Genomic DNA, 25,797 nt, shown 5'->3' with positions numbered 1-25,797 from the left:
TGTGCCGGAAAGCGAGGCTTATCCGGCATGCAATCTTAGCGGAAACTGACTGTTTCCCCCGCCTGCTGCGTTGCCGCCTGTTCCAGCAAATCCCAGAAGGTTTCGCCGCTGCGATCGCAAATCCACTCATCGCCTTTCAGGTCAAAATGGTAGCCGCCCTGTTTGGTCGCCAGCCACACCTGGTGCAGTGGTTCCTGACGGTTGATAATGATTTTGCTGCCGTTTTCAAAGGTAATGGTCAGCACGCCGCCGTTGATTTCGCAGTCGATATCGCTGTCGCCATCCCAGTCGTCCAGGTGTTCTTCAATGGTTAGCCACAGTTGGTCAGCCAGGCGATGAAATTCACTGTCGTTCATTGTTGTATCCTGTTTTTAAGTGATGGCGGCAGTATAGCGGCATGGGGTCAGGGCTTCAAAGTTTGCACCTCTGCGGCTGCGTTCCGGCACGATTCATCCGTCACTGGAATAATAATATCTCTGTATAGCGAAAGATTTGTCTCTTCATTAGGGCGCAGGTACACCACGCCTTTCCCTGTTTCAGGTAAACATTATGATCAGGTTCACCGAGCGAGCATCCTCACGCTGACGGAACTAAAAAAGACAACAAACAAACCACATTGCGATAGTGCATAAAGCCATCCTGGCGCGAGGTGCCGATCACGAAACTACCAGCAAAACATAAATCCCCACGTGTAAGCGTTATACTCGCAGCAATTCCTCACTTTTCAGACTTCATAAAGAGTCGCTAAACGCTTGCTTTTACATCTTCTCCTGCGATGATAGAAAGCAGAAAGCGATGAACTTTACAGGCAATCCATAATGAAAAACGTGTTTAAGGCACTCACTGTATTACTTACTCTTTTCAGCCTGACGGGCTGCGGTCTGAAAGGTCCGCTCTATTTCCCGCCCGCAGATAAAAACGCGCCACCGCCGACCAAACCGGTAGAGACGCAAACACAATCCACGTTGCCGGATAAAAACGACCGCGCCACTGGCGATGGCCCATCTCAGGTGAATTACTAAAAGTCAGTTTCTGTACCCGCGTGAATGGAGTAGATAATGCAGTTCTCGAAAATGCATGGCCTTGGCAACGATTTTATGGTCGTCGACGCGGTAACGCAGAATGTCTTTTTTTCTCCGGATCTGATTCGTCGCCTGGCGGATCGGCACCTGGGTGTGGGTTTTGATCAGCTGTTGGTGGTCGAACCGCCTTACGATCCTGAGCTGGATTTCCACTATCGCATTTTCAATGCTGATGGTAGTGAAGTGGCGCAGTGCGGCAACGGTGCACGCTGCTTTGCCCGTTTTGTGCGCCTGAAAGGGCTGACCAATAAGCGCGATATTCGCGTCAGCACTGCCAATGGTCGGATGGTGCTGACCGTTACCGATGACGATCTGGTGCGGGTCAATATGGGTGAACCTAACTTCGAACCTTCCGCCGTGCCGTTTCGCGCTAACAAAGCGGAAAAGACCTATATTATGCGCGCCGCCGAGCAGACAATCTTATGCGGCGTGGTGTCGATGGGAAATCCGCACTGCGTGATTCAGGTCGATGATGTCGATACCGCCGCGGTAGAAACATTGGGCCCAGTTCTGGAAAGTCACGAACGTTTTCCGGAACGCGCTAATATCGGTTTCATGCAGGTGGTTAAGCGCGAGCATATTCGTTTACGCGTTTATGAGCGTGGGGCAGGAGAAACCCAGGCCTGCGGCAGCGGCGCGTGTGCGGCGGTGGCGGTAGGGATTCTGCAAGGTTTGCTGGCCGAAGAAGTCCGCGTGGAACTCCCCGGCGGTCGTCTTGATATCGCCTGGAAAGGCCCGGGTCACCCGTTATATATGACGGGGCCGGCGGTACATGTCTACGACGGATTTATTCATCTATGAAGCAACCAGGGGAAGAACTGCAGGAAACACTCACGGAGCTTGATGACCGGGCGGTTGTCGATTATCTGATTAAAAATCCTGAGTTTTTTATCCGCAATGCGCGCGCAGTTGAAGCGATACGTGTGCCGCATCCGGTACGTGGTACCGTTTCGCTGGTCGAGTGGCATATGGCTCGCGCGCGTAACCATATTCATGTTCTGGAAGAGAACATGTCGCTGTTGATGGAACAGGCTATCGCTAACGAAGGTCTGTTTTATCGCTTGCTCTACTTGCAGCGCACTCTTACTGCCGCCAGCAGTCTCGACGATATGCTGATGCGTTTTCATCGCTGGGCGCGTGATTTAGGGTTGGCGGGCGCGAGTGTGCGCCTGTTTCCGGATCGCTGGCGCTTAGGTGCGCCGTCGAACCATACTCATCTGGCATTAAACCGTCAGGCTTTCGAACCACTGCGTATTCAGCGTCTGGGCCAGGAGCAGCATTATCTGGGGCCGCTTAACGGGCCGGAGTTGCTGGTGGTGTTACCGGAAGCGAAAGCGGTGGGATCGGTGGCGATGTCGATGCTGGGAAGCGATGCTGATTTAGGCGTGGTGCTGTTCACCAGCCGCGATGTCAATCACTATCAACAAGGACAGGGAACGCAGTTACTTGATGAAATTGCACTGATGTTGCCGGAGCTTCTGGAACGTTGGATTGAACGCGTATGACCGATTTACATACCGATGTGGAACGCTACCTACGCTATCTGAGCGTGGAGCGGCAGCTTAGTCCGATAACCCTGCTTAACTACCAGCGCCAGCTTGAGGCGATCATCAATTTTGCCAGCGAAAACGGCCTGCAAAGCTGGCAGCAATGTGATGTGACGATGGTGCGCAATTTTGCTGTACGCAGTCGCCGTAAAGGGCTGGGCGCGGCAAGCCTTGCATTACGCCTCTCCGCGCTACGTAGCTTTTTTGACTGGCTGGTCAGCCAGAACGAACTCAAAGCTAACCCGGCAAAAGGTGTTGCGGCACCGAAAGCGCCGCGTCATCTGCCGAAAAATATCGACGTCGATGATATGAATCGCCTATTGGATATTGATATCAACGATCCCCTCGCCGTGCGCGACCGGGCGATGCTGGAAGTGATGTACGGTGCGGGTCTGCGTCTTTCCGAACTGGTGGGGCTCGATATCAAACACCTTGACCTGGAGTCCGGCGAAGTGTGGGTAATGGGGAAAGGCAGCAAAGAGCGCCGCCTGCCGATTGGTCGTAATGCCGTGGCATGGATTGAGCACTGGCTTGATTTGCGCGACCTGTTTGGTAGCGAAGACGACGCGCTTTTCCTGTCGAAACTGGGCAAGCGTATCTCCGCGCGTAATGTACAGAAACGCTTTGCAGAATGGGGCATAAAACAAGGGCTGAATAACCACGTTCACCCGCATAAATTACGTCACTCGTTCGCTACCCATATGCTGGAGTCGAGCGGCGATCTTCGTGGTGTGCAGGAACTGTTAGGTCATGCCAACCTCTCCACCACGCAAATCTATACTCATCTTGATTTTCAACACCTTGCCTCGGTGTACGATGCGGCGCATCCACGCGCCAAACGGGGGAAATAATGCGTTTTTACCGGCCTTTGGGGCGCATCTCGGCGCTCACCTTTGACCTGGATGATACCCTTTACGATAACCGTCCGGTGATTTTGCGCACCGAGCGGGAGGCGCTGACTTTTGTGCAAAATTATCATCCGGCGCTGCGCAGCTTCCAGAATGAAGATCTGCAACGCCTGCGTCAGGCGGTACGGGAAGCGGAACCCGAGATTTATCACGACGTGACGCGCTGGCGTTTTCGCTCGATTGAACAAGCGATGCTCGACGCTGGGCTGAGTGCCGAAGAAGCCAGTGCAGGTGCACACGCGGCGATGATCAACTTTGCCAAATGGCGCAGTCGGATCGACGTCCCGCAGCAAACGCACGACACCTTAAAGCAACTGGCGAAGAAATGGCCGCTGGTGGCGATCACCAACGGCAACGCACAGCCGGAACTTTTTGGCCTGGGCGACTACTTTGAGTTTGTGCTGCGCGCTGGCCCGCACGGACGCTCGAAACCGTTCAGCGATATGTACTTTCTGGCGGCGGAAAAACTCAACGTACCGATCGGCGAGATCTTACATGTTGGGGACGATCTCACCACCGACGTTGGCGGGGCAATTCGCAGCGGAATGCAGGCCTGTTGGATCAGACCGGAAAATAGCTGTCTGATGCAAACCTGGGACAGCCGTTTACTCCCGCATCTGGAAATTTCCCGGTTGGCATCTCTGACCTCGCTGATATAATCAGCAAATCTGTATATATACCCAGCTTTTTGGTGGAGGGCGTTGCGCTTCTCCGCCCAACCTATTTTTACGCGGCGGTGCCAATGGACGTTTCTTACCTGCTCGAAAGCCTTAATGACAAACAGCGCGAAGCGGTGGCCGCGCCACGCAGCAACCTCCTGGTGCTGGCGGGCGCGGGCAGTGGTAAGACGCGCGTTCTTGTGCATCGTATCGCCTGGCTGATGAGCGTGGAAAACTGCTCGCCGTACTCGATTATGGCGGTGACGTTTACCAACAAAGCGGCGGCGGAGATGCGCCATCGTATCGGGCAACTGATGGGCACCAGTCAGGGCGGCATGTGGGTCGGTACTTTCCACGGGCTGGCGCATCGCCTGCTGCGTGCGCACCATATGGACGCCAACCTGCCGCAGGATTTCCAAATTCTTGATAGTGAAGACCAACTGCGCCTGCTTAAGCGTTTGATCAAGGCGATGAACCTCGACGAGAAGCAGTGGCCACCGCGCCAGGCAATGTGGTACATCAACAGCCAGAAAGATGAAGGCCTGCGTCCGCATCATATTCAGAGTTACGGTAACCCGGTGGAGCAGACCTGGCAGAAGGTGTATCAGGCGTATCAGGAAGCGTGTGACCGTGCAGGGCTGGTGGACTTCGCAGAGCTACTGCTGCGCGCCCACGAACTGTGGCTTAACAAGCCGCATATTCTGCAACACTACCGCGAGCGTTTTACCAACATCCTGGTGGACGAATTCCAGGATACCAACAACATTCAGTACGCGTGGATCCGTCTGCTGGCAGGTGACACTGGCAAAGTGATGATCGTTGGCGATGACGACCAGTCAATCTACGGCTGGCGCGGGGCGCAGGTGGAGAATATTCAGCGTTTCCTCAATGATTTCCCCGGTGCCGAAACTATCCGTCTGGAGCAGAACTACCGCTCTACCAGCAACATTCTGAGCGCCGCGAACGCCCTGATTGAAAACAATAACGGACGTCTGGGTAAAAAACTGTGGACCGATGGCGCGGACGGTGAGCCGATTTCCCTCTATTGCGCTTTTAACGAACTCGACGAAGCGCGTTTTGTGGTTAACCGCATCAAAACCTGGCAGGACAACGGCGGAGCGCTTGCCGAGTGCGCCATTCTTTACCGCAGCAACGCCCAGTCGCGCGTGCTGGAAGAAGCGCTGTTGCAGGCCAGTATGCCGTATCGTATTTATGGCGGGATGCGCTTCTTCGAACGTCAGGAAATCAAAGATGCGCTCTCTTATCTGCGCCTGATTGCCAACCGCAACGACGACGCGGCATTTGAGCGCGTGGTCAATACGCCAACGCGGGGTATTGGTGATCGGACGCTGGACGTGGTGCGTCAGACGTCGCGCGATCGCCAGTTAACACTGTGGCAGGCGTGCCGTGAACTGTTGCAGGAAAAAGCGCTCGCCGGACGTGCTGCCAGCGCCTTGCAGCGATTTATGGAATTAATCGACGCCTTAGCGCAAGAAACTGCCGATATGCCGCTGCATGTACAGACTGACCGGGTAATTAAAGACTCCGGCCTGCGCACTATGTACGAGCAGGAGAAGGGCGAAAAAGGCCAGACGCGTATCGAAAACTTAGAGGAACTGGTGACGGCAACGCGCCAGTTCAGCTACAACGAAGAAGACGAAGATTTAATGCCGCTGCAGGCGTTCCTCTCCCACGCGGCGCTGGAAGCGGGCGAAGGGCAGGCGGATACCTGGCAGGACGCGGTGCAGTTGATGACCCTACACTCGGCGAAAGGTCTGGAATTCCCGCAGGTGTTTATTGTCGGTATGGAAGAGGGCATGTTCCCAAGCCAGATGTCGCTGGATGAAGGTGGACGTCTGGAAGAAGAACGCCGTCTGGCCTACGTTGGCGTAACCCGCGCGATGCAGAAACTGACGCTGACCTACGCGGAAACCCGCCGTCTGTATGGCAAAGAGGTTTACCATCGCCCGTCGCGCTTTATTGGCGAGCTGCCGGAAGAGTGTGTGGAAGAAGTGCGTCTGCGCGCTACGGTAAGCCGCCCGGTCAGCCATCAGCGTATGGGTACGCCGATGGTTGAGAACGACAGCGGTTACAAACTCGGTCAGCGCGTGCGCCATGCCAAGTTTGGCGAAGGGACTATCGTCAATATGGAAGGCTGCGGCGAACATAGTCGCTTGCAGGTGGCGTTCCAGGGCCAGGGCATTAAATGGCTGGTGGCAGCTTACGCCCGGCTGGAGACGGTGTAATTTACGTTTCCGGATGCGGTGCTGCGTACCTTATACGGCCTACAAAATCATGCAGATTCAATAAATTGCAACGTCATGTAGGCCGGATAAGGCGTTTACGCTGCATCCGGCATTCAGTGACACAAAACTATCGTTCTAACCTTTCCGCTCGACGGAAATCATGGTAACAAAAGGATAGCGTTGCCAGGGAATCGCTCCGCCTTTCACATACATATGCGAAATCGTGCCATCAAGGTAAAGCAGCTGCTCGACGTCCAGTTTCGCTTTGGCGTAGCAGGCAAAATCATAAAAATTTGTTGCTTGCTGGCTAAGTAAAAACACGGCGTTCCCTTGTTTATTAATCCCTACTCCATTACGAATTTTGCGCGAGGCGACGTTGGGGAGAATACGCGGATTAATGACGCCGTTTTCCAACAATAATGGCCCTGACTGCACCGCAAACTGAATTTTTTCTCTGGTTTTAAATGTTTGCAGCGGAACGATAGCAACTTTATCTCCCGCGACATAAAACACGCCGCCAGGACGGATAAAGAAGTTCCCTTCACCCGAAGCGAGATTTAACGCCACTTTCTGCTGACCGTTTTCGATGTACAAACCGAGCGGCGCATAGTTTTCATCATAGATGCCGCCGTTCATCACCATCTGAACCTGATCCTGACTATTAATATCAGCCAGCAGCGAATGTAACGTTCCCCACGCTTCGCCATTGGCTTTTTGCCAGTACATTTTCACCTGCTCTGTTTGAGGGTTAACGGTATACGTTTGCACGGTCAGCATCGGATCAGAGAGTGCGCAGTCATCAGCAGCAACAGCAAACCAGGGGAACAATGTGAGGGCGAGAAAAATCCGTTTGAGATTCAAGGTGATCATTCCTTTACCAATGAGTAGCCGATGCGCCATTATAGGTCCTGGATGTGGGATTTTTTTATCCTGTTAATGACCTTGACGAGTACCAAAAAGCGCGAAGTTCAACTATTGTTCTGTGGTGTTCCGTTGCGTGTTGACGGCAAAATTTTGCTGGCGTAACATGCGCGCACGATCACTCTAAGAGGACATTCGCCTTGGACACACCCAGTAGATACTGGCTCATTATCCTGTCATCCAGGATCAACTCCTAAGGCTATCCCTTTTTGCTGATAGCCTTAGCGGTTGTCAGCGACCTCAATTTTTCCCGTCGCGCTGAGTCAGGCTGTTTAATGGTCTGAAACCCAATTTGTTTCTGTGTGCCCACCGAACTGTCCGATATTTTAAGCATTGGGAGTCCCGGTCATGCTGAGCGCATTTCAACTGGAAAATAACCGACTGACCCGGCTGGAAGTCGAAGAGTCACAACCCCTCGTAGATGCAGTATGGATTGATCTTGTCGAACCGGATGACGACGAGCGACTGCGCGTACAATCTGAACTTGGCCAGAGTCTGGCAACTCGCCCGGAACTGGAAGACATCGAAGCATCGGCGCGTTTCTTTGAAGACGATGACGGCCTGCATATTCACTCCTTCTTCTTCTTTGAAGATGCGGAAGATCATGCTGGCAACTCCACTGTGGCATTTACCATCCGTGATGGTCGTCTGTTTACTCTGCGTGAGCGCGAGCTGCCTGCATTCCGTTTGTATCGTATGCGCGCCCGTAGCCAGTCGATGGTAGACGGCAACGCTTACGAGTTACTGTTGGATCTGTTCGAAACCAAAATCGAACAGCTGGCGGATGAAATTGAAAACATCTACAGCGATCTGGAGCAACTGAGCCGGGTGATTATGGAAGGGCGTCAGGGCGATGAGTACGACGAGGCGCTCTCCACGCTGGCGGAACTGGAAGATATCGGCTGGAAAGTTCGCCTGTGTCTGATGGATACCCAGCGCGCGCTTAACTTCCTGGTACGTAAGGCACGCTTACCGGGCGGGCAACTGGAGCAGGCGCGTGAAATCCTGCGAGATATCGAATCCCTGCTGCCGCATAACGAATCCCTGTTCCAGAAGGTAAACTTCCTGATGCAGGCGGCGATGGGCTTTATCAACATCGAGCAGAACCGCATCATCAAAATCTTCTCGGTGGTATCCGTTGTGTTCCTGCCGCCAACACTGGTCGCTTCCAGCTACGGGATGAACTTTGAGTTTATGCCAGAACTGAAATGGAGTTTCGGCTACCCAGGCGCGATTATCTTTATGATCCTCGCGGGTCTGGCACCGTATCTGTACTTTAAGCGGAAGAACTGGTTGTAATATTAGTGCCGGATAAGGATATTTCTTTATCCGGCTTATTCGTAAAAATTGCTTTTCTCAAGGTCATGCGGGTTGAACACTCGCTCTATTTTATTCTCCTGTGTTAGTTGATACTCATTGGTATCATCAATAACGAAATGAGTATTACGATCAGGATATTCATTAACAACCATTAAATAGTGTTTCACGATACAATTATCGTCGTTGTCAATCGTCGGAAAACAGTAAAGATCTTCATACGGCCCATCGGTATATTTTTTAGAATTAGTGAAGCCATTACCGATATCAATTAAATAGTAGGTATGCCAGGCGCCTTCTGGTAAGGGATTTTTACTTTTAATTTCATTCTGATGTGTCAGATACCAGTCTATTTTATCCCTATCAGTCAAGGGCAGATGATTAACTACCAGAAAGACCGAACTACCAGCATCTGAGTATGTATACAGAACCTGCACAGGGAGCAGTGTCCATAAATTATAGATACAGCATAGAAGAAGTGAACATAATGTTATTTTCTGGAGTTTGCTTTTCATCGAATTAATTTACGAAAACTTTTGCTTGTTCCGGCAAGATAGCTCCTGCTTTATGCTGCAAAAATCAGCTAAAGGAGGTTTAGCCAAATCTAAACCTCCGATTATTCAGAGACTCCAGGTATCAATACCCTTTACTTCTTTTTCATAGAACCATTTGTTCGTGCTAACAGCAACATAGCCTGCTACAGCGAACCCCAGTACATTAACACCAATTAATGCACCAACCAATAGTGAGAGAATGCCAAGTAGCATTACTATAATTGCTTTTTTCCATAATCCCAGGACAAATAAATATATCCAGGAAAAGAAGAAAGCAATGAAATTCATTTGAATAGTTAATCGTTGCCTTATTTTTAATGCTTTAAATGCTGTTTTATATTCTGGTGTTGCCCCCCAGAATCCTGGAAATCCATGTTGATCATAAAAAGAAAATCGATATTTCCATTTTTCACTTAATGAACCATCGGTCATATATCCCTTACTCATAAATACTCCATTAATTATTTGTTTGATGAATCAGTAGGTGCAAGTATTAGCATACTGAAAGTGGTAAAATAGCAAATTAAGAAAATCATCGAACCATTGCCTGAACAATCAAAATTTTCGGCAATCATGGTGATGATAGAGATGGTATAGACAGCTAATGTGCTAAAAATATACGTTTTTATATACGAGAAACCACTATCACGGAGTCGTTGGCAATTCATATTGATGACGAGATAATGGAGAAGAATGGTAGATATTATAACAAAAAATCCTGAACCGGCCTCGCTAAAAAAAGCAATAAGCAAGACACAAATTAGATTTGTTAAAATAAATGAAAACAAATAGCGGCGTCTGGAAATTCTGCCGTTAGATGTTGGAATAAATATACGTAACATTTAATTTACATCCTTGTGTGATTCTCCTTCAAACATGACAATATGCCTACTCTCATGCAAGAGCAGGCATTTTTTTTCAGAATATATTTATTTTTTATTTGGACGTTCTACGCTGCGTATAAATCGCATCCATCACAAAAATTGCCAGCGCTACCCAAATAAAGGCGAAAGTCACCATCTTATCGGCACCCGGTTTTTCACCATAAAACGTCACGGCCAGCAGGAACATCAGCGTCGGGCCAATGTACTGGAAAAAGCCTAACGTAGAGAGGCGCAAGCGCGTGGCAGCGGCGGTAAAACACAACAACGGTACGGTAGTGACAATACCGGCGGCGATCAGCAGCAAATTCAATGATATTGGATTTTGCCCCATATGGCTGGTTGGGCTGTCGGCAATAGCAAACAGGTAGATCGCCGCCACGGGCAATAGCCACATGGTTTCGATTAACATGCCAGTTTGTGCTTCTACCGCAATCTTTTTGCGCACCAGACCGTAGAAGGCAAAACTAAATGCCAGCCCCAGCGCGATAATAGGTAGCGAACCAAAAGTCCAGAGCTGGACCAGTACGCCACAAATTGCCAGAATCACCGCCAGCCATTGCATCCGGCGGAATCGCTCGCCGAGGAAAATCATCCCCAGCACTATATTCACCAGTGGATTAATAAAGTATCCAAGACTGGCTTCCAGCATATGGTGATTGTTCACTGCCCAGATAAATAGTAGCCAGTTACCGCCAATCAGCACGGCTGAGACTGCCAGCATAAAGATTTTCTGCGGCGTCTGAATCAGCGTTTTTAAATAGGACCACTGGCGGCAGATGCTCATCAGCACCACCATAAAGAAAAACGACCAGATCACGCGATGCGTCAGGATCTCATCAGCAGGTACGTAATAAATCAGCTTGAAGTACGCAGGCGCAATACCCCAAATAAAATAAGCGGCAAGGGCGAGTAATACGCCCTGCCGCGTTTGTTTTGCATCCATTGGAAAACTCATTTTTTGTTGTTAATAGCAGTTTACCTGCTCAGTTTGCTGACAAAGTGCGCTTTGTTCATGTCTGATGCGTCGTTAACGCCTTATCCAGCCTACAAAAGCATGCAAATTCAATATATTGCATTTTTCAGGCAGGCCTGATAAGCGTAGCGCATCAGGCAATTTGCGTTTGTTATCAGTTTCAGCAGTTTACCTGTTTTTATATTTTCAACCTACCATATAGGTGGCGGTAGCACTGGCAATATAAAGCTGTTCTTCATTGTGCAGTTCGACACGGGCGACGGCGACTTTATTACCCGCACGTAACAGGCTACTGGTGGCTGTAAAACGCTCACCCCTGCCTGGACGCAGATAATCGACGCGAAGATCAATGGTCCCCATCCGCGATAGCCGCTGGCGCAGTTCATCTTCATTAATGGTTTCGTGACGCGTTAAAGTGCTGCCTACACATACCAGACCCGCGGCGACATCCAGCGCCGACGCAATGACCCCTCCGTGTAAAATGCTTTGCGCCCAGTTACCGACCATCATCGGCTGATTTTTAAAGGCCAGCTGCGCAAATTCTTTTTCGTAACGCTCCAGTTCCATCCCCAACGCCCGGTTAAACGGCATGTGATAAACAAACATTTCACCCACTAATTTCAGGGCTTGTTCAGCGGTCAGTACGGCAGACATATCATCCTTACACTTCAATGGTTAATGAAATGTTGATTTTATGCTTCTTTGTTGTTGGTTTCTACTTTAGGAAGGGATAACTAACGGCAATTGAGTTAAGTATGTAAAATAGCCCGCAGAAAAAATATTCATCTAATCAATAATTCGTTACGGAGAACACGATCGATGCGGACTCTACTGGGCTGCTTGTTGCCGGTGTGTATGCTGCCGATAGTGGCAAATGCGCAAGAAGCAACGGTGAAAGATGTGCATGATGCGCCTGCAGTACGTGGCAGCATCATCGCCAATATGTTGCAGGAGCATGACAATCCTTTCACCCTTTATCCTTATGACACCAACTACATCATCTATACCCAAACCAGCGATCTGAATAAAGAAGCGATTGCCAGTTACGACTGGGCAGAAAACGCGCGTAAGGATGAAGTAAAGTTCCAGTTGAGCCTGGCGTTTCCGCTGTGGCGGGGGATTTTGGGACCAAACTCTGTACTGGGCGCTTCCTACACCCAGAAATCCTGGTGGCAGCTTTCTAATAGTGATGAGTCATCACCGTTTCGTGAAACCAACTACGAACCGCAATTGTTCCTCGGTTTTGCCACAGATTACAGCTTTGCTGGCTGGACGCTGCGCGATGTGGAAATGGGCTACAACCACGACTCAAACGGGCGTTCTGACCCGACTTCCCGTAGCTGGAACCGTATCTACACCCGCCTGATGGCAGAAAACGGCAATTCGCTGGTGGAAGTGAAACCGTGGTATGTGGTGGGTAATACGGACGATAACCCGGACATCACCAAATATATGGGGTACTACCAGCTTAAAATCGGCTATCACCTTGGCGATGCGGTACTGAGCGCGAAAGGGCAGTACAACTGGAACACGGGCTACGGCGGCGCGGAGTTAGGCTTAAGTTACCCGATCACCAAACATGTACGTCTTTATACTCAGGTCTACAGCGGTTACGGCGAATCGCTCATCGATTATAACTTTAACCAGACCCGCGTCGGCGTGGGGGTGATGCTAAACGACCTGTTCTAATGCGAGTTGATTGAAAGGTAAAACTGGAATCCAGCATCCAGGATTTCCCTGTCAGAGACTAAAAGCATTGCAGTTTATCGCGCAGGCGCTGAAAATAGCGCCTGTTTTTATTTCAGGCAATCGGGGTGAATGTGGCGCAGGCGGAAGTGTTGAATCTGGAGTTCGGAGCTAAACAGGTTTTACAAGAAACCTTTGGCTACCAACAGTTTCGCCCAGGCCAGGAAGAAATTATCGATACCGTACTTTCTGGTCGCGATTGCCTGGTCGTCATGCCCACTGGCGGCGGAAAATCCCTTTGCTATCAAATCCCTGCCTTATTGCTAAACGGCCTTACCGTGGTTGTTTCACCGCTGATTTCATTGATGAAAGACCAGGTGGATCAACTACAGGCTAACGGCGTGGCGGCGGCGTGTCTGAACTCGACGCAAAACCGCGAGCAACAGCTTGAAGTGATGACAGGCTGCCGTACAGGGCAAATTCGGCTGCTGTATATCGCGCCGGAACGCCTGATGTTAGATAACTTCCTTGAGCATCTGGCGCACTGGAACCCTGTCTTATTAGCCGTTGATGAAGCGCATTGTATTTCCCAATGGGGCCACGATTTCCGCCCGGAATATGCTGCACTCGGTCAGTTGCGCCAGCGTTTCCCGATGCTGCCATTTATGGCGCTAACCGCTACCGCCGACGACACCACGCGCCAGGATATTGTGCGCCTGCTGGGGCTGAACGATCCGCTAATTCAAATCAGCAGTTTTGACCGTCCGAATATTCGTTACATGCTGATGGAGAAGTTCAAACCGCTCGATCAGTTGATGCGTTACGTACAGGAACAGCGGGGAAAGTCCGGCATTATCTACTGCAACAGTCGGGCGAAAGTAGAAGACACCGCCGCGCGTCTGCAAAGTAAGGGGATTAGCGCAGCGGCGTATCATGCCGGCCTGGAAAACGATGTTCGCGCCGATGTGCAGGAAAAATTTCAGCGCGATGACCTGCAAATTGTTGTAGCTACCGTGGCGTTCGGCATGGGTATCAACAAACCGAACGTCCGCTTCGTGGTCCACTTTGATATCCCGCGCAATATCGAATCCTATTATCAGGAAACCGGTCGCGCCGGGCGTGATGGCCTGCCTGCGGAAGCGATGCTGTTTTACGATCCGGCGGATATGGCGTGGCTGCGTCGCTGTCTGGAAGAGAAACCGCAAGGGCAGTTGCAGGATATCGAGCGCCATAAACTTAACGCGATGGGGGCGTTTGCCGAAGCGCAAACTTGCCGCCGTCTGGTGTTGCTGAACTATTTTGGCGAAGGCCGTCAGGAACCATGTGGTAACTGCGATATCTGCCTTGATCCGCCAAAACAGTACGATGGTTCAACCGATGCGCAGATTGCGCTTTCCACCATTGGGCGCGTAAACCAGCGGTTTGGTATGGGCTATGTGGTGGAAGTGATTCGCGGCGCCAATAACCAGCGTATCCGCGAATATGGCCATGACAAACTGAAAGTCTACGGCATGGGCCGTGATAAAAGTCATGAGCACTGGGTGAGCGTGATCCGCCAGCTGATCCACCTTGGCCTGGTGACGCAAAACATCGCCCAGCATTCGGCATTACAACTGACAGAAGCCGCGCGCCCGGTGTTGCGCGGCGAATCCTCTTTGCAACTTGCCGTGCCACGTATCGTGGCGCTCAAACCGAAAGCGATGCAGAAATCCTTCGGCGGCAACTATGATCGCAAACTGTTCGCCAAATTACGCAAACTGCGTAAATCTATTGCTGATGAAAGCAATGTGCCGCCGTACGTGGTGTTTAACGACGCAACTTTGATTGAGATGGCTGAACAAATGCCAATCACCGCCAGCGAAATGTTGAGTGTCAACGGCGTTGGGATGCGCAAGCTGGAACGCTTTGGTAAACCGTTTATGACGCTGATCCGCGCGCATGTTGACGGCGACGATGAAGAGTAGTCAGCGGCATAAAAAAGTGCCAGGATGAAGATTCCGTAAACGTTTTCCCCGCGAGTCAATTGTATGTTGATGTTATTCCTCACCGTTGCCATGGTGCACATCGTGGCGCTTATGAGCCCCGGTCCCGATTTCTTTTTTGTCTCTCAAACTGCCGTTAGCCGTTCGCGTAAAGAAGCGATGATGGGCGTGCTGGGCATTACCTGTGGCGTAATGGTCTGGGCAGGGATCGCGCTGCTTGGCCTGCATTTGATTATCGAAAAAATGGCCTGGTTGCATACGCTCATTATGGTTGGTGGTGGCCTGTATCTCTGCTGGATGGGCTACCAGATGCTGCGTGGCGCACTGAAAAAAGAAGTCGTTTCTGCACCTGCGCCACAGGTTGAGCTGGCGAAAAGCGGGCGCAGTTTCCTGAAAGGCTTACTGACCAATCTCGCGAATCCGAAAGCGATTATCTACTTTGGTTCGGTGTTCTCACTGTTTGTCGGCGATAATGTTGGCGCCACCGCGCGCTGGGGTATTTTCGCTCTAATTATTGTCGAAACGCTGGCGTGGTTTACCGTTGTTGCTAGCCTGTTTGCCCTGCCGAAAATGCGCCAGGGTTATCAGCGTCTGGCGAAGTGGATTGATGGTTTTGCCGGAGCGTTATTTGCCGGATTTGGCATTCATTTGATTATTTCGCGTTGATGCCAGACGCATCATCAGAGTAGGTCGGATAAGGCGTTTACGCCGCATCCGACATTATTTTTCAGGCATGTCTCGCCGATGCCAACAGCGCCCCTACCAGCATAAACAGCGAGCCGAAAATCTTATTCAATGCCTTCATTTGTTTCGGCCCTTTAATCCAGAGTGCGATCCGTTGGGCGAGCGTGGCGTAACCGATCATCACAATAATATCGACTACAATGGTGGTGACGCCGAGCACGATATACTGCATAACTTGCGGCTGCTGTGGCATGATGAATTGCGGAAATAGCGCTGCCAGAAAAACAATACTTTTGGGATTGGTGAGATTCACAAATACGGCTCGTTGGTACAGATGACGCCGTGATTGGGTCGGAGTCAGCGATTTGAGGTCAATTGCACCAGCGGCGCGCCACTGCTGGACTCCCAGCCAAATCAGGTAAGCCGCTCCCGCCCACTTCAACACTTCAAAAGCAATAACCGAGCGGGAAAATAGCGTCCCCAATCCCACGCCAACCAGCACAATATGAATCGCCAGCCCAGTTTGTAAACCAGCAATAGACGCCACTGCACCACGATAGCCGTGGTTGAGGGAAGTGGTCATGGTGTTGATTGCGCCAGAGCCTGGCGACAGGCTTAAAATGATCGATGTCAGCAAGTAAGCAAACCACCATTCTAAAGTCATGATGAACTCCCGGTGTGTCTATTTTTGTGCCACAATACGCTACTGTCGCAGCGTTGTGTCAGGCACGCTTAAAAAAACGATTTTACGTGGTTTAAGAGGCAGATTACCCGATGTTTCAGCAGCAAAAAGACTGGGAAACAAGAGAAAAAGCGTTTGCTGCTTTTACCATGGGACCGCTGACTGACTTCTGGCGTCAACGTGATGAAGCAGAGTTTACTGGTGTGGATGACATTCCGGTGCGCTTTGTCCGTTTTCGCGCGCAGCACCATGACCGGGTGGTTGTCATCTGCCCGGGGCGTATTGAGAGCTACGTAAAATATGCGGAGCTGGCCTACGACCTGTTTCACCTGGGATTTGACGTATTAATCATCGACCATCGCGGGCAAGGGCGTTCTGGTCGTCTGTTAGCCGATCCGCATCTCGGGCATGTTAATCGCTTTGATGATTATGTTGATGATCTGGCGGCATTCTGGCAACAAGAGGTCCAGCCAGGTCCGTGGCGTAAACGCTATATACTGGCCCACTCGATGGGCGGCGCAATCTCCACACTGTTTCTGCAACGCCACCCTGGCGTGTGCGATGCCATTGCACTGACCGCGCCAATGTTCGGCATTGTGATTCGCATGCCGTCATTTATGGCGCGGCAGATCCTAAACTGGGCCGAAGCGCACCCACGTTTTCGCGATGGATATGCAATAGGCACCGGGCGCTGGCGCGCCTTGCCGTTTGCCATCAACGTGCTTACTCACAGCAGACAGCGATATCAGCGCAATCTACGCTTCTATGCTGATGACCCAACGATTCGCGTCGGTGGGCCGACCTACCATTGGGTACGCGAAAGTATTCTGGCCGGAGAACAGGTGTTAGCCGGAGTAGGTGATGACGCCACGCCAACGCTGCTTTTGCAGGCTGAAGAAGAGCGCGTGGTGGATAACCACATGCATGACCGTTTTTGTGAACTTCGCGCCACCGCGGGCCATCCTGTAGAAGGAGGCCGACCGTTGGTAATTAAAGGTGCGTACCACGAGATCCTTTTTGAAAAGGACGCAATGCGCTCAGTCGCGCTCCACGCCATCGTTGAATTTTTCAACAGGCATAACTCACCCAGCGGAAACCGCTCTACAGAGGTTTAAATTTCTTATGTACCAGGTTGTTGCGTCTGATTTAGATGGCACGTTACTTTCTCCCGACCATACGTTATCCCCTTACGCCAAAGAAACGCTGAAGCTACTTACCGCGCGCGGCATCAACTTTGTGTTTGCGACCGGTCGCCACCACGTCGATGTGGGGCAAATTCGCGATAATCTGGAGATTAAGTCTTACATGATCACCTCCAACGGCGCGCGCGTTCACGATCTGGATGGCAATCTGATTTTTGCTCATAACCTGGATCGCGACATTGCCAGCGACCTGTTTGGTGTGGTCAACGACAACCCGGAGATCATTACTAACGTTTATCGTGATGATGAATGGTTTATGAATCGCCACCGCCCGGAGGAGATGCGCTTTTTCAAAGAAGCGGTGTTCAATTACGCGCTGTATGAGCCGGGATTGCTGGAACCAGAAGGCGTCAGCAAAGTGTTCTTCACCAGTGATTCCCATGAAAAACTGCTGCCGCTGGAGCAGGCGATTAACGCTCGCTGGGGCGATCGCGTCAACGTCAGTTTCTCAACCTTAACCTGCCTGGAAGTCATGGCTGGCGGCGTTTCAAAAGGCCATGCCCTGGAAGCGGTAGCGAAGAAACTGGGCTACAGCCTGCATGATTGCATTGCCTTTGGTGATGGAATGAACGACGCCGAAATGCTGTCGATGGCGGGTAAAGGCTGCATCATGGGCAGTGCGCATCAACGACTGAAAGATCTGCATCCGGAACTGGAAGTGATTGGTACCAACGCCGAAGACGCGGTGCCGCATTATCTGCGTAAGCTCTATTTATCGTAACAGTTCTTTATTTGGTCAGTTGTCAACCTGATACTTCGCTACAATGGATACTCGTTAATCAAAGAGTTTTCCATTGTGGCGCTACTTATCATCACCACTATCCTGTGGGCCTTCTCCTTTAGTTTTTATGGCGAGTACCTTGCGGGCCACGTCGACAGCTATTTTGCGGTGCTGGTGCGCGTTGGGCTGGCGGCGCTCGTTTTCCTGCCGTTTCTGCGCACCCGTGGTAATAGCCTGAAAACGGTCGGCCTGTATATGCTGGTGGGCGCGATGCAGCTTGGCGTGATGTATATGCTGAGTTTCCGTGCTTATCTCTACCTGACGGTTTCCGAGCTGCTATTGTTTACCGTGCTGACACCGCTCTACATCACGCTGATTTATGACATTATGAGCAAGCGCCGTCTGCGCTGGGGCTATGCCTTTAGCGCCTTGCTGGCGGTGATTGGCGCCGGAATTATTCGTTACGATCAAGTCACCAACCATTTCTGGACTGGCCTGCTGCTGGTGCAACTCTCCAATATCACTTTTGCCATCGGCATGGTGGGTTACAAACGCCTGATGGAAACTCGCCCGATGCCGCAGCACAACGCCTTTGCGTGGTTCTATCTCGGCGCGTTCCTGGTGGCGGTGATTGCATGGTCATTGCTGGGTAATGCGCAGAAAATGCCGCAAACCACGCTGCAATGGGGCATTCTGGTGTTTCTTGGCGTGGTGGCTTCCGGTATTGGCTACTTTATGTGGAACTACGGCGCGACTCAGGTTGACGCCGGAACGCTGGGCATTATGAATAATATGCATGTTCCGGCAGGGCTGCTGGTTAACCTGGCTATCTGGCACCAACAGCCGCACTGGCCAACGTTTATTACAGGCGCGCTGGTGATCCTGGCCTCACTGTGGGTGCATCGTAAGTGGGTCGCTCCGCGCTCTTCACAAACGGCAGATGATCGCAGGCGTGATTGCGTGCCGAGCGAATAAACGCTTCCGTAATCGGCTGACGCTGCTCGCCATCGCGCACTGCGGCGTACAGTCGGCTCCACAAGCCTTCACCCAGGGTTTTGGTTACTACCAGACCCTGGCGCTCAAAACTCTCCACCACCCAATGCGGCAGGGCGGCAATGCCCATCCGCGCGGCAACCATCTGAATCAACAATAAGGTGTTATCGACGCTTTTCAGCGACGGGCTAACGCCTGCGGGCTGCAGAAAATGGCGCCAGACGTCGAGTCGGCTGCGCTGCACCGGATAAATCAGCAGCGTCTCGCTGGCGAGATCTTCCGGTGTAATACGCGTTTTTGCCGCCAGTGGATGGTCAGGAGCTAATACCAGACGCACTTCATAATCGAACATCGGCGAATAATGCAGGCCACTGCGCGGCAGAATATCGGAGGTCATCACCAGATCCAGTTCGCCCTGTTGCAATGCGGGCTGCGGGTCAAACGTTACGCCCGATTTAAAATCCATCTCAACCTGCGGCCAGTTCTTATGGAAATTTTCTAACGCAGGCGTCAGCCACTGAATACAGCTATGACACTCGATGGCAATGCGCAGGCGCGTCTGCTGCGGTTCATTGCAGGCTTGCAGTGCCTGACTGATTTGCGGCAGTACCTGGTTTGCCAGTTGCAACAGGATTTCCCCCTGCGGTGTAAAGCGTAGCGGCTGGCTTTTACGCACAAATAGCCGGAAACCAAGGCGTTGTTCCAGATCGCTAAACTGGTGAGACAGGGCGGATTGCGTCTGATGCAACGTCGCCGCAGCGGCTGCGAGCGAGCCGCAGTTCCGCAACGCTTGTAGCGTTTTCAGGTGTTTTACTTCGATCATGAAAGTCCTTCACTTCGGCATGAATAATTTGCGCTTGAGGAATATACAGTAACTGGCAAATATGGATGTGTAAACATCTGGACGTCTAAATACTAAAAATTCCACAAGGGGCATATAATGACAACTCTTAATCACACCCTCGGTTTCCCTCGCGTTGGCCTGCGTCGCGAGCTGAAAAAAGCGCAAGAGAGTTATTGGGCGGGGAACTCCACGCGTGAAGAACTGCTGGCAGTAGGGCGTGAATTACGTGCTCGTCACTGGGATCAACAAAAGCAAGCGGGTATCGACCTGCTGCCAGTGGGCGATTTTGCCTGGTACGATCATGTTCTGACCACCAGCCTGCTGCTGGGTAACGTTCCTCCGCGTCATCAGAACAAAGATGGTTCGGTGGATATCGACACCTTGTTCCGTATTGGTCGTGGGCGTGCGCCGACTGGCGAACCTGCTGCGGCGGCGGAAATGACCAAATGGTTTAACACCAACTATCACTACATGGTGCCGGAGTTCGTTAAAGGGCAGCAGTTCAAACTGACCTGGACTCAGTTGCTGGAGGAAGTGGATGAGGCGCTGGCGCTGGGCCACAAGGTCAAGCCTGTGCTGCTGGGGCCGATTACCTACCTGTGGCTGGGTAAAGTGAAAGGTGAGCAGTTTGATCGCCTGAGCCTGCTGAACGACATCCTGCCGGTTTATCAGCAGGTTCTGGCAGAACTGGCAAAACGCGGTATTGAGTGGGTACAGATCGACGAACCTGCGCTGGTACTGGAACTGCCACAAGCGTGGCTGGACGCATACAAACCCGCTTACGATGCACTGCAGGGGCAGGCGAAACTGCTGCTGACCACCTATTTTGAAGGTGTAACGCCAAACCTCGACACGATTACGGCGCTGCCTGTTCAGGGGCTGCATGTCGACCTCGTTCATGGAAAAGATGATGTAGCAGAACTGCACAAGCGCCTGCCTTCTGACTGGCTGCTGTCTGCTGGCCTTATCAATGGTCGTAACGTCTGGCGTGCCGATCTCACCGAGAAATATGCGCAAATTAAGGACATTGTCGGCAAACGTGATTTGTGGGTCGCTTCTTCCTGCTCGTTGCTGCACAGCCCCATCGACCTGAGCGTGGAAACGCGTCTTGATGCAGAAGTAAAAAGCTGGTTTGCCTTCGCCCTGCAAAAATGTCACGAACTGGCGCTGCTGCGCGATGCGTTGAACAGTGGTAACACGGCAGCTCTGGCAGAGTGGAGCGCTCCGATTCAGGCGCGTCGTCACTCTACTCGTGTACATAATCCGGCAGTAGAAAAGCGTCTGGCGGCGATCACCGCCCAGGACAGTCAGCGTGCGAATGTTTATGAAGTGCGTGCTGAAGCCCAGCGTGCGCGTTTTAAACTGCCCGCATGGCCGACCACGACTATTGGCTCCTTCCCGCAAACCACAGAAATTCGTACCCTGCGTCTGGATTTCAAAAAGGGTAATCTCGACGCCAATAACTACCGCACGGGCATTGCGGAACATATCAAGCAGGCCATTGTTGAGCAGGAACGTTTAGGTCTGGATGTGCTGGTGCATGGCGAAGCTGAACGTAATGACATGGTGGAATACTTTGGCGAGCACCTGGATGGTTTTGTCTTTACGCAAAACGGTTGGGTACAGAGCTACGGTTCCCGCTGCGTGAAGCCGCCGATTGTCATTGGTGACGTTAGCCGCCCGGCGCCGATCACCGTTGAGTGGGCATCGTTCGCCCAATCGCTGACCGACAAACCGGTAAAAGGGATGCTGACCGGCCCGGTGACGATTCTCTGCTGGTCGTTTCCGCGTGAAGATGTCAGCCGTGAAACCATCGCTAAACAGATTGCGCTGGCGCTGCGTGATGAAGTGGCGGACCTGGAAGCCGCTGGAATTGGCATCATCCAGATTGACGAACCGGCACTGCGCGAAGGTTTACCGCTGCGTCGTAGTGACTGGGACGCCTATCTCCAGTGGGGCGTGGAGGCTTTCCGTATCAACGCCGCTGTGGCGAAGGATGAGACACAAATCCACACTCACATGTGTTATTGCGAGTTCAACGACATCATGGATTCGATTGCGGCGCTGGATGCAGACGTCATCACTATCGAAACCTCGCGTTCCGACATGGAGTTGCTGGAGTCGTTCGAAGAGTTTGATTATCCGAATGAAATCGGTCCAGGCGTCTATGACATTCACTCGCCAAACGTACCGAGCGTGGAATGGATTGAATCCCTGCTGAAGAAAGCGGCAAAACGCATTCCGGCAGAACGCCTGTGGGTAAACCCGGACTGCGGCCTGAAAACGCGCGGCTGGCCAGAAACCCGCGCGGCACTGGCGAATATGGTGCAGGCGGCGCAGAATTTGCGTCGGGGATAAAATCCAAACCGGGTGGCAACACCACCCGGCCTTTTCTCATTACAGTGACTTTTTCCCACCATACTGCCTGAACCATTCCAGCATTCGCTGCCAGCCATCTTTCGCCGATTCAGTATGATAGCTCGGGCGATAATCGGCGTTGAACGCATGTCCTGCATCCGGGTACACGATAATCTCTGCTTTCGCGTTCGCTGCCCGCAGCGCCTGGCGCATGGTTTCGACGCTCTCCTGCGGAATGCTGGTATCCTGACCGCCATATAAGCCGAGAACCGGCGCGTTAAGATCGGTTGTGATATCAACAGGTTGTTTCGGCGAATTCAGCGACTTATCGCCCGTCAGCTTGCCGTACCACGCCACTGCGGCTTTTAACTGTGGATTATGCGCGGCATACAGCCAGGTGATGCGCCCGCCCCAGCAAAATCCGGTGATCATTAACCGATGGACATCGCCGCCGTTGCGGGACGCCCAACTGGCGACATGATCAAGATCGGCCAGCACCTGTGAGTCAGGTACTTTTGCCACCAGACCACTGAGCAGTGTCGGGATATCGGCGAAATCATTCGGATCGCCTTCGCGGAAATAGAGTTCTGGTGCGATAGCCAGATACCCCTCCAGCGCCAGACGGCGACAAATATCGCGGATATGTTCATGCACGCCAAAAATTTCTTGCACTACAATGACCACTGGCAGTGGGCCATCGCTCTGCTTTGGGCGGGCATGGTAAGCAGGCATGTTATCCCCTTGCGAAGGGATAGAGGTGAAGCCCGCCACAATCGCGTCGTCCGGAGTCTGAACGATGGTCGAAGCGAGAGGCGATGCAGCAGGTGCAAATCCAGATTGTTGTGTTGTTGCCATGGTATTCTCCGTACCCTTATAAAAATGTTGCGCAATGTTAACTATAGTCAGCATGCAACAAATCACATTGCCTGAATCGGCTCATCTTTTATGCAGTCCTGCAGAATGAAGAGTGATTTATGTGATTTGCATCACTTTTGGCGGGTAAATTTATGCAACGCATTTTCGTCATGGTGATGAGTATCACGAAAAAATGTTAAACCCTTCGGTAAAGTGTCTTTTTGCTTCTTCTGACTAAACCGATTCACAGAGGAGTTGTATATGTCCAAGTCTGATGTTTTTCATCTCGGCCTCACTAAAAACGATTTACAAGGGGCTACGCTTGCCATCGTCCCTGGCGACCCGGATCGTGTGGAAAAGATCGCCGCGCTGATGGATAAGCCGGTTAAGCTGGCATCTCACCGCGAATTCACCACCTGGCGCGCAGAGCTGGATGGTAAACCTGTTATTGTCTGCTCTACCGGTATCGGCGGCCCGTCTACTTCTATTGCCGTTGAAGAACTGGCACAGCTGGGCATTCGCACCTTCCTGCGTATCGGTACGACTGGCGCTATTCAGCCGCATATTAATGTTGGTGATGTACTGGTCACTACAGCGTCTGTTCGTCTGGATGGCGCGAGCCTGCACTTCGCACCGCTGGAGTTCCCGGCTGTCGCTGATTTCGAATGTACGACTGCACTGGTAGAAGCCGCGAAATCCATTGGCGCCACCACCCACGTTGGTGTGACTGCTTCTTCTGATACCTTCTACCCAGGTCAGGAACGTTACGATACTTACTCTGGTCGCGTAGTTCGTCACTTTAAAGGTTCTATGGAAGAGTGGCAGGCGATGGGCGTGATGAACTATGAAATGGAATCTGCAACGTTGTTGACCATGTGTGCAAGTCAGGGCCTGCGTGCGGGTATGGTGGCGGGCGTTATCGTTAACCGCACTCAGCAAGAGATCCCGAATGCCGAGACGATGAAACAAACCGAAAGCCATGCGGTGAAAATCGTGGTGGAAGCGGCGCGTCGTCTGCTGAAATGACAACTTGTTGATAAAATGCGATTTATTCATGCCGGATGCGGCGTGAACGCCTTATCCGGCCTACAAAAGTATGCAAATTCAATATATTGCATTTCTTAGGTAGGCCTGATAAGCGTAGCGCATCAGGCAATTTAGCGTTTGTCATCAGTCTCACACTCCCCAACTTCGGGGAGCGATATCAATTACTGACGCCGTAAGCGCATAATTTTGCGGATTATTGGCGTCAGTAACGTAAAGGCTGCCAGAGTCAGCAATGCCAGGGTAATCGGTCGGGTATACAGAAAGTCGAGTGCCCCCCCTGAAAGCGACAGCGCGCGGCGAAAATTACTTTCCGCCATTGGTCCCATAATCAATGCCAGGACCACTGGCGACGCCGGATATCCCCCTTTCTGCATGAAATAGCCCACCACGCCCGCAATTAACATAATGCCCACGTCAAACAGGCTGTTGTTTAGCGCATAAGTCCCGACAACACAAAGTGCGAGGATCATCGGCGTGAGAATATTGCCGGGGATTTTCACGACGTTACCGATGACTTTCAGAGAGAGCAGTCCAAGCACTAACAACATGAAGTAACAGAAGATCATGCCGACAAACAGTGTATAAACCATATCGCCGTGGTCGGTAAACATCAGCGGACCTGGCTGCATCCCTTGTAACGTTAACGCGCCCAGCATGATGGCGGTTACCGCATCGCCTGGGATCCCCAGCGTTAACATAGGTAACAATGCGCCACCGGTGCAGCCATTCGCGCCTGCCTCGCAGGAAGCCACAGCTTTAATTTCACCCTTACCAAAGTTTTCTGGTGTCTTACTGAAACGACGAGTTTCGTTATAGGCAACAAAAGCCGCAATATCCGCCCCTGCACCGGGGATCATGCCGATAAAAACCCCTAATCCCGATGATCGCAAAATGGTTAATGCGATGCGGCGTAGCGTTTGCCAGGGCAGTAACAGACTGCCGATAGCCACCTTCGCGCCCTGACGAATATGCTGATTTTGCTCCATAGAGCGGAATGCTTCTGAAGCAGCGAATAAACCAATCATCACTGGGATAAATGGCACATTCATCAGCTCCACAAATCCGCCCGTAAAACGAGGAAAGCCGCCCATAGGATCAAGACCTATCGTTGCGATCAGCAATCCGCCAACCCCGGCAATCAGCCCTTTAATCAATGACTCACCGGAAATACTGGCAATAATACTCAACCCAAAAGTTGCCAGGGCGAAGGACTCTGAGGCACTAAATTTCAACGCCCAACTGGCAAGCACCGGAGAGAGAAACATCAGCACAATGATGCTGATCGTTCCGCCACTAAAGGAAGAGAACGTGGCGGCACTCAACGCCAGCCCGGCTTTTCCCTGTTTCGTTAGCTCATAACCGTCAATGGCGGTGGCAGCGGCGGCAGGCGTTCCGGGAATTTTGAGCAAAATAGCGGTGATAGAACCACCATAAACACCACCAAAAAAGACGCCGCAAATCATCAACAAGCCAGAAACGGGCTCCATGCCATAGGTGAAAGGCAGCAAAATCGCCACACCCATGGTCGCTGTTAAACCGGGCAGGGCGCCAATCACAATCCCCAGCATCACCCCAAACGTGGCAAACAGCAGCGCCTGAGGATTATTGAGTAATGTCGATAAGCCCTGAGTTAAAAGTTCACTTTCAAACAT

27 protein-coding genes and 1 pseudogene are annotated in these 25,797 nt (G+C 51.7%); 16 read left to right on the top strand and 12 right to left on the bottom strand.

What is annotated here, in order from left to right:
* Window positions 1-35 precede the first annotated feature (35 nt).
* Both cyaY and H9644_RS21660 read right to left on the bottom strand, forming a co-directional pair.
* Window positions 36-356 carry an iron donor protein CyaY gene (gene cyaY, locus H9644_RS19405; protein WP_000999936.1) on the bottom strand — a complete coding sequence of 107 codons (321 nt, stop codon included), beginning with the start codon at window positions 354-356 and terminating at the stop codon, window positions 36-38.
* Window positions 357-481: 125 nt separating this feature from the next.
* Window positions 482-660 (bottom strand): annotated as a pseudogene (locus tag H9644_RS21660) (DKNYY family protein); the annotation flags it as partial.
* 158 nt (window positions 661-818) lie between these two features.
* On the opposite strand from H9644_RS21660, the gene lptM reads away from it, so the two are divergent.
* From lptM to uvrD, 6 genes are all read left to right on the top strand, one after another.
* Window positions 819-1,022: an LPS translocon maturation chaperone LptM gene (lptM, locus tag H9644_RS19400; protein WP_021581201.1), complete on the top strand. Its 204-nt coding sequence runs from the start codon at window positions 819-821 to the stop codon at window positions 1,020-1,022.
* Window positions 1,023-1,058: 36 nt separating this feature from the next.
* Entirely contained in the window at window positions 1,059-1,883 is an 825-nt protein-coding gene (gene dapF / locus H9644_RS19395) for a diaminopimelate epimerase (protein WP_064530547.1), read from the top strand.
* Complete coding sequence (locus tag H9644_RS19390; RefSeq protein WP_064530548.1) at window positions 1,880-2,587, top strand: DUF484 domain-containing protein; 708 nt, start codon at window positions 1,880-1,882, stop codon at window positions 2,585-2,587. Before dapF ends, H9644_RS19390 begins: the two co-directional genes overlap by 4 nt.
* A complete protein-coding gene (gene xerC, locus H9644_RS19385; protein ID WP_064530549.1) occupies window positions 2,584-3,480 on the top strand; it encodes a tyrosine recombinase XerC in 897 nt (298 codons plus the stop codon). The genes H9644_RS19390 and xerC overlap by 4 nt, the downstream gene beginning before the upstream one ends.
* On the top strand, window positions 3,480-4,196 hold the full coding sequence (gene yigB / locus H9644_RS19380) for a 5-amino-6-(5-phospho-D-ribitylamino)uracil phosphatase YigB (protein ID WP_064530550.1): 717 nt from the start codon (window positions 3,480-3,482) through the stop codon (window positions 4,194-4,196). Before xerC ends, yigB begins: the two co-directional genes overlap by 1 nt.
* Window positions 4,197-4,279: 83 nt before the next feature.
* The gene (uvrD, locus tag H9644_RS19375) at window positions 4,280-6,442 is read left to right on the top strand and encodes a DNA helicase II (RefSeq protein WP_191776127.1); all 2,163 of its coding nucleotides are present in this window, start codon (window positions 4,280-4,282) and stop codon (window positions 6,440-6,442) included.
* A gap of 135 nt (window positions 6,443-6,577) precedes the next feature.
* Here the strand turns inward: uvrD and H9644_RS19370 are convergent, their stop codons facing one another.
* Window positions 6,578-7,342: a phosphodiester glycosidase family protein gene (locus H9644_RS19370; RefSeq protein WP_191776124.1), complete on the bottom strand. Its 765-nt coding sequence runs from the start codon at window positions 7,340-7,342 to the stop codon at window positions 6,578-6,580.
* A 161-nt stretch (window positions 7,343-7,503) separates the two neighbouring features.
* Between H9644_RS19370 and ysgD the strand changes: the two genes are divergently transcribed.
* Both ysgD and corA read left to right on the top strand, forming a co-directional pair.
* Window positions 7,504-7,560, top strand: a complete 57-nt coding sequence (ysgD, locus tag H9644_RS21655) for a YsgD/CorL family protein (RefSeq protein ID WP_212723238.1) — start codon at window positions 7,504-7,506, stop codon at window positions 7,558-7,560.
* A gap of 151 nt (window positions 7,561-7,711) precedes the next feature.
* Window positions 7,712-8,662, top strand: coding sequence for a magnesium/cobalt transporter CorA (gene corA / locus H9644_RS19365; protein WP_000947146.1), 951 nt, complete (start codon window positions 7,712-7,714; stop codon window positions 8,660-8,662).
* A gap of 35 nt (window positions 8,663-8,697) precedes the next feature.
* On the opposite strand, the gene H9644_RS19360 is transcribed toward corA, so the two are convergent.
* From H9644_RS19360 to yigI, 5 genes are all read right to left on the bottom strand, one after another.
* Window positions 8,698-9,195 (bottom strand): DUF943 family protein, encoded by a 498-nt coding sequence (locus tag H9644_RS19360; RefSeq protein ID WP_191776121.1) that lies wholly within the window; start codon window positions 9,193-9,195, stop codon window positions 8,698-8,700.
* 105 nt (window positions 9,196-9,300) lie between these two features.
* A complete protein-coding gene (locus H9644_RS19355) occupies window positions 9,301-9,681 on the bottom strand; it encodes a DUF2628 domain-containing protein (protein WP_191776118.1) in 381 nt (126 codons plus the stop codon).
* Between the two features lie 14 nt (window positions 9,682-9,695).
* On the bottom strand, window positions 9,696-10,076 hold the full coding sequence (locus H9644_RS19350; protein ID WP_191776115.1) for a DUF805 domain-containing protein: 381 nt from the start codon (window positions 10,074-10,076) through the stop codon (window positions 9,696-9,698).
* 94 nt (window positions 10,077-10,170) lie between these two features.
* A complete protein-coding gene (gene rarD / locus H9644_RS19345; RefSeq protein ID WP_191776112.1) occupies window positions 10,171-11,061 on the bottom strand; it encodes an EamA family transporter RarD in 891 nt (296 codons plus the stop codon).
* 216 nt (window positions 11,062-11,277) lie between these two features.
* On the bottom strand, window positions 11,278-11,745 hold the full coding sequence (gene yigI / locus H9644_RS19340) for an acyl-CoA thioesterase YigI (protein WP_001277141.1): 468 nt from the start codon (window positions 11,743-11,745) through the stop codon (window positions 11,278-11,280).
* A gap of 165 nt (window positions 11,746-11,910) precedes the next feature.
* Here yigI and pldA point away from each other — a divergent pair, with 165 nt between their 5' ends.
* The 3 genes from pldA to rhtC all read left to right on the top strand — a co-directional run bounded on the left by pldA (window position 11,911) and on the right by rhtC (window position 15,425).
* Window positions 11,911-12,780 (top strand): phospholipase A, encoded by an 870-nt coding sequence (gene pldA / locus H9644_RS19335; protein WP_191776108.1) that lies wholly within the window; start codon window positions 11,911-11,913, stop codon window positions 12,778-12,780.
* A gap of 131 nt (window positions 12,781-12,911) precedes the next feature.
* On the top strand, window positions 12,912-14,741 hold the full coding sequence (gene recQ / locus H9644_RS19330; RefSeq protein ID WP_064530604.1) for an ATP-dependent DNA helicase RecQ: 1,830 nt from the start codon (window positions 12,912-12,914) through the stop codon (window positions 14,739-14,741).
* Window positions 14,742-14,804: 63 nt separating this feature from the next.
* A complete protein-coding gene (rhtC, locus tag H9644_RS19325) occupies window positions 14,805-15,425 on the top strand; it encodes a threonine export protein RhtC (protein ID WP_064530558.1) in 621 nt (206 codons plus the stop codon).
* Window positions 15,426-15,486: 61 nt separating this feature from the next.
* On the opposite strand, the gene rhtB is transcribed toward rhtC, so the two are convergent.
* A complete protein-coding gene (gene rhtB / locus H9644_RS19320) occupies window positions 15,487-16,107 on the bottom strand; it encodes a homoserine/homoserine lactone efflux protein (RefSeq protein ID WP_064530559.1) in 621 nt (206 codons plus the stop codon).
* A gap of 110 nt (window positions 16,108-16,217) precedes the next feature.
* On the opposite strand from rhtB, the gene pldB reads away from it, so the two are divergent.
* The 3 genes from pldB to bioP all read left to right on the top strand — a co-directional run bounded on the left by pldB (window position 16,218) and on the right by bioP (window position 19,023).
* Complete coding sequence (pldB, locus tag H9644_RS19315) at window positions 16,218-17,240, top strand: lysophospholipase L2 (RefSeq protein WP_191776105.1); 1,023 nt, start codon at window positions 16,218-16,220, stop codon at window positions 17,238-17,240.
* A gap of 7 nt (window positions 17,241-17,247) precedes the next feature.
* On the top strand, window positions 17,248-18,048 hold the full coding sequence (gene yigL, locus H9644_RS19310; protein WP_191776102.1) for a sugar/pyridoxal phosphate phosphatase YigL: 801 nt from the start codon (window positions 17,248-17,250) through the stop codon (window positions 18,046-18,048).
* Window positions 18,049-18,123: 75 nt separating this feature from the next.
* Window positions 18,124-19,023, top strand: a complete 900-nt coding sequence (bioP, locus tag H9644_RS19305; protein ID WP_105289513.1) for a biotin transporter — start codon at window positions 18,124-18,126, stop codon at window positions 19,021-19,023.
* Here the strand turns inward: bioP and metR are convergent.
* Complete coding sequence (metR, locus tag H9644_RS19300) at window positions 18,911-19,864, bottom strand: HTH-type transcriptional regulator MetR (RefSeq protein WP_000573618.1); 954 nt, start codon at window positions 19,862-19,864, stop codon at window positions 18,911-18,913. The two genes, bioP and metR, sit on opposite strands and share 113 nt — an antisense overlap.
* 117 nt (window positions 19,865-19,981) lie before the next feature.
* Between metR and metE the strand changes: the two genes are divergently transcribed.
* Window positions 19,982-22,243 (top strand): 5-methyltetrahydropteroyltriglutamate--homocysteine S-methyltransferase, encoded by a 2,262-nt coding sequence (gene metE / locus H9644_RS19295; protein ID WP_064530565.1) that lies wholly within the window; start codon window positions 19,982-19,984, stop codon window positions 22,241-22,243.
* 39 nt (window positions 22,244-22,282) lie between these two features.
* On the opposite strand, the gene H9644_RS19290 is transcribed toward metE, so the two are convergent.
* Window positions 22,283-23,098, bottom strand: coding sequence for a dienelactone hydrolase family protein (locus tag H9644_RS19290; RefSeq protein ID WP_191776098.1), 816 nt, complete (start codon window positions 23,096-23,098; stop codon window positions 22,283-22,285).
* A gap of 261 nt (window positions 23,099-23,359) precedes the next feature.
* Here H9644_RS19290 and udp point away from each other — a divergent pair, with 261 nt between their 5' ends.
* On the top strand, window positions 23,360-24,124 hold the full coding sequence (gene udp / locus H9644_RS19285) for a uridine phosphorylase (protein ID WP_000045178.1): 765 nt from the start codon (window positions 23,360-23,362) through the stop codon (window positions 24,122-24,124).
* A gap of 182 nt (window positions 24,125-24,306) precedes the next feature.
* Here the strand turns inward: udp and H9644_RS19280 are convergent, their stop codons facing one another.
* Window positions 24,307-25,797, bottom strand: a complete 1,491-nt coding sequence (locus tag H9644_RS19280; RefSeq protein ID WP_191776095.1) for a tripartite tricarboxylate transporter permease — start codon at window positions 25,795-25,797, stop codon at window positions 24,307-24,309.

Source organism: Escherichia whittamii, assembly GCF_014836715.1.
In the GTDB taxonomy this organism is placed as follows: Bacteria; Pseudomonadota; Gammaproteobacteria; order Enterobacterales; family Enterobacteriaceae; genus Escherichia; species Escherichia whittamii.
The sequence above is the reverse complement of the archived record's forward strand: the minus strand, read 5'-3'. Positions and strand labels throughout refer to the sequence as shown.

Coding starts and splice junctions, on each gene's coding strand:
- dapF (WP_064530547.1), top strand. CDS start 1,059: ATGCAGTTCTCGAAAATGCATGGCCTTGGCAACGATTTTATGGTCGTC.
- rarD (WP_191776112.1), bottom strand. CDS start 11,061: ATGGATGCAAAACAAACGCGGCAGGGCGTATTACTCGCCCTTGCCGCT.
- udp (WP_000045178.1), top strand. CDS start 23,360: ATGTCCAAGTCTGATGTTTTTCATCTCGGCCTCACTAAAAACGATTTA.
- pldB (WP_191776105.1), top strand. CDS start 16,218: ATGTTTCAGCAGCAAAAAGACTGGGAAACAAGAGAAAAAGCGTTTGCT.
- metE (WP_064530565.1), top strand. CDS start 19,982: ATGACAACTCTTAATCACACCCTCGGTTTCCCTCGCGTTGGCCTGCGT.
- metR (WP_000573618.1), bottom strand. CDS start 19,864: ATGATCGAAGTAAAACACCTGAAAACGCTACAAGCGTTGCGGAACTGC.
- corA (WP_000947146.1), top strand. CDS start 7,712: ATGCTGAGCGCATTTCAACTGGAAAATAACCGACTGACCCGGCTGGAA.
- rhtB (WP_064530559.1), bottom strand. CDS start 16,107: ATGACTTTAGAATGGTGGTTTGCTTACTTGCTGACATCGATCATTTTA.
- uvrD (WP_191776127.1), top strand. CDS start 4,280: ATGGACGTTTCTTACCTGCTCGAAAGCCTTAATGACAAACAGCGCGAA.
- H9644_RS19360 (WP_191776121.1), bottom strand. CDS start 9,195: ATGAAAAGCAAACTCCAGAAAATAACATTATGTTCACTTCTTCTATGC.
- yigL (WP_191776102.1), top strand. CDS start 17,248: ATGTACCAGGTTGTTGCGTCTGATTTAGATGGCACGTTACTTTCTCCC.
- yigB (WP_064530550.1), top strand. CDS start 3,480: ATGCGTTTTTACCGGCCTTTGGGGCGCATCTCGGCGCTCACCTTTGAC.
- H9644_RS19355 (WP_191776118.1), bottom strand. CDS start 9,681: ATGAGTAAGGGATATATGACCGATGGTTCATTAAGTGAAAAATGGAAA.
- rhtC (WP_064530558.1), top strand. CDS start 14,805: ATGTTGATGTTATTCCTCACCGTTGCCATGGTGCACATCGTGGCGCTT.
- cyaY (WP_000999936.1), bottom strand. CDS start 356: ATGAACGACAGTGAATTTCATCGCCTGGCTGACCAACTGTGGCTAACC.
- H9644_RS19370 (WP_191776124.1), bottom strand. CDS start 7,342: ATGGCGCATCGGCTACTCATTGGTAAAGGAATGATCACCTTGAATCTC.
- H9644_RS19280 (WP_191776095.1), bottom strand. CDS start 25,797: ATGTTTGAAAGTGAACTTTTAACTCAGGGCTTATCGACATTACTCAAT.
- H9644_RS19350 (WP_191776115.1), bottom strand. CDS start 10,076: ATGTTACGTATATTTATTCCAACATCTAACGGCAGAATTTCCAGACGC.
- pldA (WP_191776108.1), top strand. CDS start 11,911: ATGCGGACTCTACTGGGCTGCTTGTTGCCGGTGTGTATGCTGCCGATA.
- H9644_RS19290 (WP_191776098.1), bottom strand. CDS start 23,098: ATGGCAACAACACAACAATCTGGATTTGCACCTGCTGCATCGCCTCTC.
- lptM (WP_021581201.1), top strand. CDS start 819: ATGAAAAACGTGTTTAAGGCACTCACTGTATTACTTACTCTTTTCAGC.
- H9644_RS19390 (WP_064530548.1), top strand. CDS start 1,880: ATGAAGCAACCAGGGGAAGAACTGCAGGAAACACTCACGGAGCTTGAT.
- xerC (WP_064530549.1), top strand. CDS start 2,584: ATGACCGATTTACATACCGATGTGGAACGCTACCTACGCTATCTGAGC.
- yigI (WP_001277141.1), bottom strand. CDS start 11,745: ATGTCTGCCGTACTGACCGCTGAACAAGCCCTGAAATTAGTGGGTGAA.